At 61.0% G+C, this 12,504-nt stretch carries 10 protein-coding genes; 4 read left to right on the top strand and 6 right to left on the bottom strand.

Annotated elements, in window-relative coordinates:
* Positions 1-25: 25 nt before the first annotated feature.
* The 5 genes from Q0K02_RS03360 to ilvB all read right to left on the bottom strand — a co-directional run bounded on the left by Q0K02_RS03360 (position 26) and on the right by ilvB (position 5,441).
* On the bottom strand, positions 26-214 hold the full coding sequence (locus Q0K02_RS03360) for a hypothetical protein (RefSeq protein ID WP_294485062.1): 189 nt from the start codon (positions 212-214) through the stop codon (positions 26-28).
* 247 nt (positions 215-461) lie between these two features.
* On the bottom strand, positions 462-2,126 hold the full coding sequence (ilvD, locus tag Q0K02_RS03355) for a dihydroxy-acid dehydratase (protein WP_294485060.1): 1,665 nt from the start codon (positions 2,124-2,126) through the stop codon (positions 462-464).
* Between the two features lie 84 nt (positions 2,127-2,210).
* Entirely contained in the window at positions 2,211-3,203 is a 993-nt protein-coding gene (gene ilvC / locus Q0K02_RS03350; RefSeq protein WP_294485171.1) for a ketol-acid reductoisomerase, read from the bottom strand.
* Between the two features lie 52 nt (positions 3,204-3,255).
* A complete protein-coding gene (gene ilvN / locus Q0K02_RS03345; RefSeq protein ID WP_294485058.1) occupies positions 3,256-3,765 on the bottom strand; it encodes an acetolactate synthase small subunit in 510 nt (169 codons plus the stop codon).
* Positions 3,766-3,779: 14 nt separating this feature from the next.
* Positions 3,780-5,441, bottom strand: a complete 1,662-nt coding sequence (gene ilvB, locus Q0K02_RS03340; RefSeq protein WP_294485056.1) for a biosynthetic-type acetolactate synthase large subunit — start codon at positions 5,439-5,441, stop codon at positions 3,780-3,782.
* A 1,001-nt stretch (positions 5,442-6,442) separates the two neighbouring features.
* On the opposite strand from ilvB, the gene Q0K02_RS03335 reads away from it, so the two are divergent.
* Positions 6,443-7,468, top strand: coding sequence for a patatin family protein (locus tag Q0K02_RS03335; protein WP_294485053.1), 1,026 nt, complete (start codon positions 6,443-6,445; stop codon positions 7,466-7,468).
* A 90-nt stretch (positions 7,469-7,558) separates the two neighbouring features.
* On the opposite strand, the gene Q0K02_RS03330 is transcribed toward Q0K02_RS03335, so the two are convergent.
* A complete protein-coding gene (locus Q0K02_RS03330; RefSeq protein WP_294485052.1) occupies positions 7,559-7,885 on the bottom strand; it encodes a TIGR03905 family TSCPD domain-containing protein in 327 nt (108 codons plus the stop codon).
* Between the two features lie 595 nt (positions 7,886-8,480).
* Between Q0K02_RS03330 and Q0K02_RS03325 the strand changes: the two genes are divergently transcribed.
* The 3 genes from Q0K02_RS03325 (at position 8,481) to Q0K02_RS03315 (ending at position 12,331) form a co-directional block, all read left to right on the top strand.
* The gene (locus tag Q0K02_RS03325) at positions 8,481-9,794 is read left to right on the top strand and encodes a GTP-binding protein (RefSeq protein WP_294485050.1); all 1,314 of its coding nucleotides are present in this window, start codon (positions 8,481-8,483) and stop codon (positions 9,792-9,794) included.
* A gap of 194 nt (positions 9,795-9,988) precedes the next feature.
* Positions 9,989-11,170 (top strand): GTP-binding protein, encoded by a 1,182-nt coding sequence (locus Q0K02_RS03320; protein ID WP_294485048.1) that lies wholly within the window; start codon positions 9,989-9,991, stop codon positions 11,168-11,170.
* Between the two features lie 132 nt (positions 11,171-11,302).
* Entirely contained in the window at positions 11,303-12,331 is a 1,029-nt protein-coding gene (locus Q0K02_RS03315; protein ID WP_294485047.1) for a metallophosphoesterase, read from the top strand.
* Positions 12,332-12,504 lie beyond the last annotated feature (173 nt).

The following is a 12,504-nucleotide window of genomic DNA, read 5'->3' as shown; positions in this document are numbered from 1 at the left end:
GCACCGTCAAGCGTTTTCTTTCATCTTACGTAAAAAAATTCGGAACTTCAGGAAACATTCGGAAAACGCCGCCGTGACGTCCGGTTTTTCGCCGCACAAAGCCCGCGTCAAATATCGTTTCCGGAGGAATGCCGCCAGTCGTCATGTCGCCCTGCCGCTCTTCCGATTGAGGGATACGCTTCGCGCGGAAGCGAAATCGAAAAAACAGCATCATGCTCCGGCGTATGATATCGCATGGAATGAGGGATGCGCACGGACCGTCCGCACGCAAAACCATACGTTCACGCCGGGCCGCGTTCACAGATTTCCGTTGAGGGATTCCCGGCGGACCGCCCGCCTGGAAAAACAGAATTCTGTCTGCGGCATCGCTTCGCCGACTGAGGGACCGCCCCGGATCGTCCGGAGCGGAATCATTGAAGCGGATCAGGGCATGTCTTCTGCCGACATCCCTCCCGTAACTGCTATTTCAACACGGCGCCGGTGTTGGCGCTGCTTACCAGACGAGCGTAACGGGCAAGCCAGCCGCTCTTGATGTTGGGTTCGCGGGGCACAAACGCCGCCTTTCTGCGGGCGAGCTCTTCTTCGCTCACGTTCACATTGATGCTGGCGTTGGGAATGTCGATGCTGATGATGTCGCCTTCCTGAATCAGGCCGATGGGACCGCCGTCCGCGGCTTCAGGAGAGACGTGGCCGATGGAAGCGCCGCGGCTTGCGCCGCTGAAGCGTCCGTCGGTGATGAGGGCCACGGTGGTGTCCAGCTTCATGCCGGCAAGGGCGCTGGTGGGATTGAGCATTTCGCGCATGCCCGGGCCGCCCTTGGGGCCTTCGTAGCGGATGACCACCACGTCGCCTTCGTGAATCTTGCCGTTGTAGATGGCGTCGATGGCTTCGTCTTCGCTGTCGAACACGCGGGCGGGGCCGCTGTGCGTGAGCATTTCAGGAGCCACGGCGCTGCGCTTCACCACGCAGCCGTCGGGAGCGATGTTGCCCCAGAGAATCTGAAGGCCGCCCGTGGGGCTGTAGGGATTGGAAAGAGGACGAACCGCGCCGGTATCCTTGATGACCGCGCCCTTGATGTTCTCCGCAACGGTCTTGCCCGTGGCGGTGATGAGGCTGGTGTCGAGGAAGCCGCCCTTGGCAAGTTCGGCCTGCACGGCGGCAATGCCGCCCGCGGCGTACAGATCCTGCATGTGGGTGGGGCCGGCGGGCGCAAGGTGGCAGAGGTTCGGCACCTGCGCGCTCACTTCGTTGAACAGGGAAAGATCAAAGGCCACGCCGGCCTCGTGGGCAATGGCCAGCAGGTGCAGCACGGTGTTGGTGCTGCAGCCGAGCGCCATGTCGCAGGCCAGGGCGTTGCGCAGAGACTTTTCGTTCACGATGTCGCGGGGCTTGATGTCGCGCTTCAAAAGTTCCATCACGGCCATGCCGGCATGCTTGGCAAGCTGCATGCGGCGGGCGTGAACCGCAGGAATGGTGCCGTTGCCGGGCAGCGCAATGCCCACGGCTTCGCACAGGCAGTTCATGGAGTTGGCGGTGTACATGCCCGCGCAGCTGCCGCAGCCGGGGCACACGCCGGTTTCGCACTCTTCAAGCATGGCGTCGTCGATAAGGCCGATCTTGCGGGCGCCCACGGCTTCAAACATTTTGGAGAGACTTACTTCCTCGCCGTTGTACACGCCGGCCATCATGGGGCCGCCGCTGCACACCACGGAAGGAATGTTCAGACGCAGCGCGCCCATGAGCATGCCGGGCACGATCTTGTCGCAGTTGGGCACCAGCACCAGGGCGTCCAGCTGATGCGCCATGGCCATGGTCTCCACGCTGTCGGCAATGAGTTCACGGCTCGCCAGCGAATACTTCATGCCGATGTGTCCCATGGCAATGCCGTCGCACACGCCGATGGCCGGAATGAGAATGGGAGTGCCGCCTGCCATGCGCACGCCGGCCTTGACGGCCTCGGCGATCTTGTCCAGATGGGCGTGTCCGGGAACGATCTCGCTGTAGGCGCTGACGACGCCCACGAGCGGACGATCAAGTTCTTCCTTGGTGTAGCCCATGGCATAGAAAAGACTGCGGTTGGGCGCGCGTTCCACGCCCTGCGTGACATTCGCACTGCGAAGCTTCATGAGATGCTCTCTCCTGTTCCCCTGAAAAAAAGACAGAAAATCGCCGGACAGAGGGGTCTGCCCGGCGATGTTTTCAAACCAGTGTTACTTCTTGAGCCAGCTCATCATCTGACGCAGTTCGGCGCCGACCTTTTCCAGCTGATGCTCGGCTTCCAGACGACGGGTGGCAAGGAACTTGCCCTTGCGGCCGGCGGAGAATTCCTGCATGAACTCGGAAGCGAAGGTGCCGTCCTGGATTTCTCTCAGGATCTGCTTCATTTCCTTGCGGGTTTCGGCGGTGATGATGCGCTTGCCGGTGCGGTAGTCGCCGTATTCGGCGGTGTTGGAGATGGAGTAGCGCATGAAGCCGAAGCCGCCGTTGTTGATGAGGTCAACGATGAGCTTCATTTCGTGGATGGTTTCAAAGTACGCCATTTCAGGAGCGTATCCGGCTTCCACGAGGGTTTCAAAACCGGCCTTCATGAGTTCGGTCACGCCGCCGCAGAGCACGGCCTGTTCGCCGAAGAGGTCGGTTTCGGTTTCTTCACGATAGGTGGTTTCCAAGATACCGGCGCGGCCGGCGCCGATGCCGGAAGCATAGGCCAGGGCGTAGTCCTTGGCATGACCGCTGTAGTCCTGAGCAACGGCGATGAGGCTGGGAACGCCCTTGCCTTCCAGGTACTGGCTGCGCACGGTGTGGCCGGGGCCCTTGGGAGCGATCATGATGACGTCGATGTTGGAAGCGGGCTTCACGAAGCCGAAGTGGATGTTGAAGCCGTGGGCGAAGCACAGCACGTTGCCTTCCTTCATGTGGGGGGCGACCTGCTTGTTGTAGATGTCGGCGGCGACTTCGTCGGGCACGAGCATCATGACGATGTCGCCGGCTTCGGCGGCGGGTTCCACTTCCATGACCTTCAGACCGGCGGCTTCAGCCTTGGCCCAGCTGGAGCTGCCCTTGCGCAGACCGACGACAACGTTCACGCCGCTTTCATGCAGGTTCTGAGCATGAGCGTGACCCTGGCTGCCGTAGCCGATGATGGCGACAGTCTTGCCGTCGAGCATGCCGAGATTGCAGTCTGCGTCATAGTACTTCTTAATCATGATAACTTCTCCATTTCAATGACTATAATTCATTCTCAGCAGCAAAAGGTCAATCCTTGCTGCTTTTCCACCAATCACTCTGCGATCCTCTGGGCATGCCGATGATGCCGGAACGGCACATTTCGAGGATCTGATAGGGCGACATCACCTCAAGGAAGCCTTCTATCTTGGAAGGCTTTCCGGTGAGTTGTATTACCATGCTACTAGAGGTAAGGTCAATAATGCGCGCCCGATAAACCTCAACGATATCCTTGATGGGCGAAATTGTGGCGGCGTCGAAGGCGATGCGCAGCATGATGGTCTCGCTCAGCAGGCTTTCGTTGGGCGGAAGCAGGGTGATGGACTTCACTTCCTCCATCTTGAGGGTCTGCTTCACGATCTGATCGAGAACGTGGGTGTCGCCTTCCGTCACGATGGTGATGATGGAAATGGCGGGATCGCTGGTCTGCGCGGCCGTAACGCTGGTCATGTTGAAGCGGCGGCGGGCAAAAAGGGAGGACACGCGTGCCATGACGTTGGCGTTGTTATCCACCACGATGGAAATCACATGTTTCGTCATATTGTCCCCCTTCTCTATTCCATGATGATGGAGTCGCAGGTGCAGCCGCCGGGAATCATGGGAAGCACCTTCTCATCCTTGTCGATGCAGCAGTGGATCCACACGGGGCCGTCGCTCGTGAGCGCTTCCGCCATGGCCTTTTCCAGATCGGCCATGGTTTCGCAGTGGAAGCCCTTGCCGCCGAAGCCTTCAATAACCTTCACGTAATCGGTGCGGCGGTTGAGGTCGGTGCAGGAGTAGCGCTTGCCGTAGAAGCTCGTCTGCCACTGACGCACCATGCCGAGAACGTGGTTGTCGAGAATCACGGTGATGACGGGCAGATGGAAGCTCACCGCGGTGCAGGCCTCGTTCATGTTCATGTGGAAGGAGCCGTCGCCGGTAAAGAGGATCACGCGCTTTTCGGGGCAGGCGATCTTGGCGCCGATGGCCGCGCCGTAGCCGAAGCCCATGGTGCCGAGGCCGCCGCTCGTGAGGAAGTGGCGGGGCTTGACGTGATGCAGATACTGAGCGGCCCACATCTGATGCTGACCCACGTCGGTGACGTAGATGGCGTCGAGTCCGGCCATTTCGTTGACCTTGCGGATGACCTGATGCGGCTTGAGCACGGTGTCGCTGTCTTCGGGATGATAGTCTTCCTGACGCCATTCGGCGATCTGGGTGAGCCATTCGTCGCGGCAGGTCTGATGCACCTTGGGCAGCAGCGCGCAGATGACGTCCTTCACGTCGCCGACGAGGCTGACGTCCACGTTGACGTTCTTGTTCACTTCGCTGGGATCGATGTCGATCTGAATGAGCTTGGCGCGGCGGCCGAACGCGTCGGGGGCGAGGGCCACGCGGTCGCTGAAGCGAGTGCCCACGGCCACCATGACGTCGGCGTAGTCAAGGGCGAAGTTGCTGGTGCGGCAGCCGTGCATGCCCACCATGCCGAGATTGAGCGGATCGTCGCTGTCGATGACGCCCGCGCCCATGAGGGTGTAGGCGCCGGGCATGCAGGTCTTCTTCATGAGGGCGGCAAGTTCCGCGCTCGCGCCCGAGGAGATGACGCCGCCGCCGTAGTAGATGGCCGGACGCTGGGCGTTGTTGATGATTTCCGCCGCCTTGTCGATGGCTTCCATGTTGATCTTCGTGGTGTAGGTATCGCGCACGGGAGCCGCGGGCACGAATTCGGCCACGGCCGAGGTCATGTCCTTGGGAATGTCCACGAGCACCGGGCCCTTGCGGCCGGTCTGGGCGATGCGGAAGGCCTCGCGCAGGATGTCGGCCAGATCCTCCACCCTGTCCACCACGAAATTGTGCTTGGTGATGGGCATGGTGATGCCCGCAATGTACACTTCCTGGAAGCTGTCCTGTCCGATGAGGGGCGTGGGCACGTTGCCCGTGATGGCAACCATGGGCACGCTGTCCATGTAGGCGGTGGCAATGCCGGTAACAAGGTTGGTCGCGCCGGGGCCGCTCGTTACCAGGACAACGCCGGTGCGGCCGGTAGCACGGGCGTAGCCATCGGCCGCATGCGCGGCGCCCTGTTCATGGGCAGTAATAATATGGTGGATACGATCCTGGTATTTATACAGTGCGTCGTACAGATTCAACACAGCGCCGCCGGGGTAGCCGAACAGCGTATCCACGCCCTGCTCCACCAGCACTTCACAAAAAATTTCCGAACCGGTCAGTTTCATATTCTTCATCCTTATGGGCTGAAACCATGCTGATCCGCACGAAGCGGACCTCCCCCAGTCGCACGATCCGCCTTTGGGCGGTGTTTTTCATCCTGCGCCCCGCTGCGGACCCTTGCGGTTCGTCTCTCTGGGGGTACAGGCATAAATCGTAGAATAATACTGGACTGCTTCTTCTTGTCTTGTCAAGTGAGGAACGCCAAAATAACCCGTCGAAAAAGCAAACTATTTTTTTCACATTTTCGGAAAGCGACCGTAACAACACAAAAAGCGCCCCATCGGACTCCCCGACAGCGTTCCCTCTCTCCCTCTGATACATATTAGGATCATACATTTCTCCGACGTAACATAACCGTACCGTTGCCGACGCCGCACGGAAAAGAAACAACACGGCGCAGCGCGGTTATGTTTCGGCAAACGAGACCGTCCGGCTCGCGGCCTGCGAGTTCCCGCCGCGTCCGGGCCGCGCGTCGAACATGCCGCGCAGAGGCCAGTGCCCGCTCACAAAAAGGAACTGCCGGCGTTTTACTGAAACGCCCTGCACACCACGATCCTCCATTAAAAATAAGCCTGGCCCTGCACAACAGTTGCACGGCCCTTCCTCGGAAAGAAATTCGGGTTCGGGCAACGCTGCCTTCCGCGCCGCACGCCGCAAAGCCCTGGACACGGAGGGGCCAGCCTCCCGCAGAGCCCACAGGCAGCGACCGCCCGCCGCGTTCGCCGTCCGCCCGCAGTCCCCAAGAAAACGCACGAGCCACCCATGTTTCCTCAATATTCCTCCATCGCCCCGCAATGCTCCGCAGCGCGCCGCCGCTTTTCCCAAAAACACGCCTCAATTCCTGAAACATGTCTTTTTTTCCACGACGCTCGACAAGCATCGAATATTGGAGCACACTCAAAAGCAACCACGTTTTCCGAATATTTCTTTTCTTTTTCTGCTCCGCAGTCGCCGGACGCTTCATGTCGGCAGAAAACAGGGCGGCGTTTCCGCCAGGGAGCTTTTCATGCGTCAGAACATCTATTCCGGGCTCGACCGGCTGCCCCGGGGACTGGCGTCCGACCGCGTCACGCCGGGCTGTCTCGTGCTTGAGGGCGGCGCACTGCGCGGAACCTACAGCGTGGGCGTGATGGACGCCCTCATGGAAGCCGACGTCAACTTTGCCTGCACCATCGGCGTTTCCGCCGGAGCGCTCAACGGCATCAGCTACGTTTCCGGTCAGATCGGGCGTTCCGCGCGCAGTCCGCTGCGCTACCGGCACGATTCCCGCTATTTCGGACTCGGCGCCTTTCTGCGCAACCGCACGCCCTTCGGCTTCGACTTCATGTTCGGCGAGCTTTCCCGCACGCTGGACCCGCTGGACACGGCGCGATTCTTCCGGCCGGAACGCCGCTTCGTGGCCGTGGCCACCAACTGCCTCACCGGCAAGCCGGAATATTTTGAAAAGGGCCGCTGCTCCGACATCATGCTGGCGACGCGCGCCTCCTCCACCATGCCGTACATCTCGCAGATGGTGCGCATGAACGGCACGCCCTATCTCGACGGCGGCTGCTCGTGCAAGATTCCCTTCCGCTGGGCGCTGGAGAACGACTTTCGCGCCGTGGTCATCGTGAAGACCAATCCCGACGACTATCGCCGCGATCCCGAGGCCGGGCGCAACCTCGCCCGGCTGTTCTACGGGCCGAAGTGGCAGGCCCTCTCCGACGCTCTGGCCCGGAGCAACGCCGACTACAACGAACTGTGCGACGAGATAGAAAAACTCCGGCAGGAAGACCGCGTGTTCGTGATAAGCCCGTCGCGCTCCATGCACATAGGCCGCATGGAAAAGGATCTGGAAAAGCTCGGCGAATGGTACTGGCTGGGCTATCGCGACGCGCAGGCGCTCATGCCCGACCTCAGGGCCTATCTGGCCCGAAAGAACGGCGAAACGGACGACGCAGACAAAGAACGGATTGCAGAAAGCGCCGCGCCTTCCGAAGCTCAGCCCGCAGCAGACGCCGCATCTGCCGAAGCGCCCGCGCAAGACCGGTGAAGACAAAAACGCAGAAAGCTCCCGACGAATCGGGAGCCTTCTTTTTAATGATGGAGTGACGGGCGGCGTTCAGACCGCCGACGTGCCGCGCTACTTCGCCACGGAGGCAAAGGCGTCCAGACCGAAACGGGGACGTTCCGGGGTTTCTCCGGCGTTCAGCTTGTCGCGCAGCTCAATAAGCGCCTTGCGGAGCTGTTCGGGGCAGGACGTCACCTTCGAGGTGGGGCAGATGGGCATGTCGGCGAAGCGGTCGATCACGTCGTCGATGGACATGCCGCGAATCAGACGGCCTATGCCGTTCAGATTGCCGGGGCAGCCGCCCTTGAACTCGAAGTTGTTGATGGTCCGGCTTTTTTCATCCACGTCTATCATGAACATCTTGGAGCAGACGCGCTCCGGCGTGAAAACAAACTGCATGAGTTTTCCTCCTTAATTGGAAAACAGTGTATTACGAAAAACTCTCGCCTCTGGCAAGCCGCGAACGCCGCCGCCCTCCCCGAAGGCTCTTATTTTCCGAGCCGTCATGCACTCTGGAGGCACGCACTCCCCGAACGCCGCCGTGCTTCCCCGGCGTTTTTCTTTTCCCCCAACGCCGTCGGATGTTCCCTCCCGGGCTCTTCTGCCCCGGGCCCTGCGCCGCACGCCCGTTCTTTCCACTCGAAAACGGCCCTCTCCCTCCCCAAAGCCGTGCAAGACAACCTTTTCCCATCGGAGACGGCGCACTCCCCCGCACACCCCGGAATCTGACTTCCCCTCCTGTGCCCGCGCCGCCGAACGCCGCCGCAGATTACCGCGCAGCACGGCCTCGGCGCGGGGCCTCTTCCTCAGACAGGCGTCGTCGGCAGGGTCTTTTCCGGCGCGCATGGTTGACGCCGCGCCATTTTGTCCTATCTTGAACGTGCCGCGCATGACGCCTTCCGCATTCCGCCCCCGGGTGTCCGGAAGAATCGGCATCGCGCCGGACGCCGCCGCGCCCGCATCAACGCGCATCCGCGCTCTCAGGAAGGTCATCATGAAGAAAAGAAAAATAGTCCCCATCACCGTTCTCTCCGGCTACCTCGGCGCGGGCAAGACCACGCTGCTCAATCACGTGCTTTCCAATCAGGAAGGCTACAAGGTCGCCGTCATCGTCAACGACATCGGCGAAGTCAACATCGACGCGAGCCTCATCGCCAAGGGCGGCAGCGTGGAAATGGACGACAGCCTCGTGCCGCTCTCCAACGGCTGCATCTGCTGCTCCCTCAAGGTCGATCTGCTTCAGCAGGTGCTCAATCTCATCGAATCCGGCCGCTTCGACTACATTCTCATCGAGGCGAGCGGCATCTGCGAACCGCTGCCCATCGCGCAGACCCTCTGCCTCGGCGACGAATCCCTGCCCAAGATATGCCGCCTCGACGGCATCGTCACCGTGGTGGACGCCCGCCGCATGGTGGACGAATTTCTCGGCGGTCAGCGCCTCGTGGAAGAGGACATCGACGAAGAGGACGTGGCCAGTCTCGTCATTCAGCAGATAGAGTTCTGCACCACCATCGTGCTCAACAAGGTGGAAGGCCTCACCGAAGATCAGCTCGGTCTGCTCAGAACCGTGATCCACAAGCTCCAGCCCGAAGCGAACATCATCGAAACCAACTACGGCAAGGTGGACGTGAAGGACATTCTCGACACGGGCCGCTTCGACTTCGACCGCGCCTGCTCTTCCATCGGCTGGGTGCAGGCCCTGGAAGCCGACGCCCCCGAAGAGGACGAAGACGACCACGACGATGACCACGATCATCATCACGATCACGAACACAAGCATCATCATGATGATGACGACCACGACGAGCACAAGCACCATCACCACCACGATGACGACGAGCACGAACATCATCATGACCACGATCATGACGAGGACGAGCACGAACATCATCACGGCCATCATCACCATCATCATCACGGCGATCATGAGCACGGCGAGGAATACGGCATTTCCACCTTCGTGTATTTCCGTCGTCCGCCCTTCGATCAGAAAAAGTTCGAGGACTTCGTCAACGACGCCTGGCCTGCCAGCGTGATCCGCTGCAAGGGCCTCATCTGGTTCCGCGACGAGCCCGACACCGCCTATCTGTACGAACAGGCCGGCCGTCAGATGACCGCCTCGCCCTACGGCGAATGGGTGGCCGCCGCGCCCGCCAAGCGTCAGGCCGCCGAACGCCGCGTGGACAAGCAGCTCGACGCCGAATGGGACGACACCTACGGCGACCGCATGCAGAAACTCGTCTTCATCGGTCAGCACATGGACAAGGCCGCCATTTGCGCCGCCCTGGACGCCTGCCTCGAAAAATAACGTCCTTTCCGTTTCCGTCACGGCGGGCAGCGCCGCTCTTTTGCTCCCTTTGCGCGAAAGAACGGCCTGCCCGTCTTCCTTTTCCCGACGATCGGGCGCGCCCCGGCGCGCAGCGCACTGCGCGCACAACCTTTGCGGCGCGCCGTCAGCGCCCGTCACCTCTACCCGCGCCAGTCGCGGTCATCGTTTTCATCATGCGCAGAAACATCGTTCCCATCACGCTTCTTACCGGCTATCTCGGCGCGGGCAAGACCACGCTGCTCAATCACGTGCTTTCCAATCAGGAAGGCTACAAGGTCGCCGTCATCGTCAACGACATCGGCGAAGTCAACATCGACGCCGCGCTCATCGAAAAAGGCGGCAACGTGGAGATGGAGAGCAGTCTCATTCCCCTTTCCAACGGCTGCATCTGCTGCACCCTCAAGGACGATCTCATGCAGCAGATTCTCGATCTCATCGCCACCTGCCGCTTCGACTACATTCTCATTGAAGCGAGCGGCATCTGCGAACCCATGCCCATCGCCCAGGCCATCACGCTGGGCGACGAAGTCATGCCCACGGTGTGCCGCCTCGACGGCATCGTCACCGTGGTGGACGCCATGCGCATGGCCGACGAATTTCTGAACGGCGAAAAGCTCCTCGGCGACAACGACGAGGACGACGTGGAAAGTCTGCTCATCCAGCAGATAGAATTCTGCACCACCATCGTGCTCAACAAGGTCGATGAAGTTTCCGCCGAGCAGCTCGCCACGCTCAAGGCCGTAATCCGTCAGCTTCAGCCCGAAGCGCGCATCATCGAGACCAACTACGGCAAGGTGGCCGTCAAGGACATTCTCGACACGCACGCCTTCAACTTCGCCAAAGCGGGAAAATCCGCCGGCTGGATTCAGAGCCTTCAGCAGTTCGACGCCGACAAGGCCGCGCACGACGGGCACGATCATCACGAACACCACGCCCACGAGCATCACGAACACGCCGAAGGCCATTCCCACACCGAGGAATACGGCATTTCCACCTTCGTGTACTTCCGGCGCGCGCCCTTCAATCAGGACAAGTTCAGCGACTTCGTGGAAGCGTCCTGGCCGCAGTCGGTCATCCGCTGCAAGGGTCTTTTGTGGTTCAAAAAGAATCCCTCCATGTCGTACATGTTCGAGCAGGCAGGCAAACAGACCGTGGCCACGCCCTTCGGCCGCTGGATGGCCTCCGCACCTGCCGAACAGCGCAAGCAGGCGCGCAGGGCCAATCCCGAACTCGACCGCAACTGGGACGAACGCTACGGCGACCGCATGATCAAGCTGGTGTTCATCGGCAGACACATGGACGAGCAGGCCATCTGCGCGGCGCTGGACGCCTGTCTGGACGAAGACAAGTCCTGACGGGAGTTTGCATAATTCTCCGCGCGTTCCTCTTTTATCTCCATGACAGTTGTGCTAATCTGAACTTCATACCGGGGCAGCGGCGTTTTTCAAGGGTATTCCGGCCCTGTCCCCACGGCACTGGAGCTGCTTATGCTGAATGGTTACGACGTGATTGGCGATATACACGGATGCGCGGACAGACTGGAAGCCCTGCTCTCCCGCCTCGGCTACGAAAAAAACGGCGGCGTGTGGAGACATCCCGACCGCATGGTCGTCTTTCTCGGCGACTACATCGACCGGGGACCGCAGATTCTGGAAACGCTGACCATCGTCCGCAACATGCGCGAGGCCGGTTCCGCGGAGTGCCTCATGGGCAATCATGAATTCAACGCCGTGTGCTGGAGCACGCCCGATCCCGACAATCCGGGCGAGTTCATCCGCAGTCACAACGAGGCGCACACGGCCCAGCACGCCGCCACGCTGGAACAGCTTGCCGGATGCTATCAGCCCTGGATTCAGTGGATGCGCACCCTGCCGCTGTGGCTGGAGCTCGGCGATCTCGGCGGGGACGGCAGTCGCCTGCACATGATTCACGCCTGCTGGTCTCCGACGGCCATGCGCACGCTGCTCAACAACGAATGCGGAGGCGAAAGCCTGGTGACCGGCCGCAAGGACGCGCCCCGTCTCACCGAAACGGGATACGTGCGCGCCGGAGGCGACACGGGAAGCTGCGAATACGAGGCGCTGGAAGTGCTGCTCAAGGGCCCGGAAATTCCGCTGCCGGAGGGCGTCTTCTTTGAAGACAAGGACGGACACCCCCGCCGCCGCATCCGCGTGAAATGGTGGCTCGGCATGGGCCGCACCTGCCGCGAAATGGCCCTCATGGGCCGCGACGACATTGCCTCCCTTCCCGAAGACGCCGTGCCGGACCCCGGAAGCTGGGAATCCATCGACGTGGAATATCCCACCTTTTTCGGGCATTACTGGCGCAGCCCCGGCGAAGAGATACGCCTCTATTCTCCCTCCGTGGCCTGCCTCGACTTCAGCGCGGTACACGGCGGCCCGCTTGTGGCCTATCGCTGGAACCGCGGCGACACCGCCCTGCGGGACGACCGCTTCGTGTGGGTCGGCAAGGAGGCGGACGCCACCTCCCGCTCGCAGCGCATCTTCTTCCCCTGATGCCGCGCAGAGCGCCGGGTAAAGCGCGCTTTTCCCCCTGCGCCGCCTTCCATCATCGACAAAAGCTCCCGCAGACGCGGGAGCTTTTTTCATGCGCAAAAACGCCGCCATCCTGAACCGAAGGCGGCGTTTCTCTGCAAAAAAGATGGAGAGAACCGGGCGGGGCTGCCGGA

It is taken from the genome of uncultured Mailhella sp., from assembly GCF_944324995.1.
Classification (GTDB): domain Bacteria; phylum Desulfobacterota; class Desulfovibrionia; order Desulfovibrionales; family Desulfovibrionaceae; genus Mailhella.
This window is presented reverse-complemented; position numbering and strand designations above follow the sequence as displayed.

Excerpts from the sequence above, each read along its gene's own strand:
- ilvD (WP_294485060.1), bottom strand. The coding sequence starts at position 2,126 with ATGAAGCTTCGCAGTGCGAATGTCACGCAGGGCGTGGAACGCGCGCCC.
- Q0K02_RS03315 (WP_294485047.1), top strand. The coding sequence starts at position 11,303 with ATGCTGAATGGTTACGACGTGATTGGCGATATACACGGATGCGCGGAC.
- Q0K02_RS03330 (WP_294485052.1), bottom strand. The coding sequence starts at position 7,885 with ATGCAGTTTGTTTTCACGCCGGAGCGCGTCTGCTCCAAGATGTTCATG.
- Q0K02_RS03335 (WP_294485053.1), top strand. The coding sequence starts at position 6,443 with ATGCGTCAGAACATCTATTCCGGGCTCGACCGGCTGCCCCGGGGACTG.
- Q0K02_RS03360 (WP_294485062.1), bottom strand. The coding sequence starts at position 214 with ATGATGCTGTTTTTTCGATTTCGCTTCCGCGCGAAGCGTATCCCTCAA.
- ilvB (WP_294485056.1), bottom strand. The coding sequence starts at position 5,441 with ATGAAACTGACCGGTTCGGAAATTTTTTGTGAAGTGCTGGTGGAGCAG.
- Q0K02_RS03320 (WP_294485048.1), top strand. The coding sequence starts at position 9,989 with ATGCGCAGAAACATCGTTCCCATCACGCTTCTTACCGGCTATCTCGGC.
- ilvN (WP_294485058.1), bottom strand. The coding sequence starts at position 3,765 with ATGACGAAACATGTGATTTCCATCGTGGTGGATAACAACGCCAACGTC.
- Q0K02_RS03325 (WP_294485050.1), top strand. The coding sequence starts at position 8,481 with ATGAAGAAAAGAAAAATAGTCCCCATCACCGTTCTCTCCGGCTACCTC.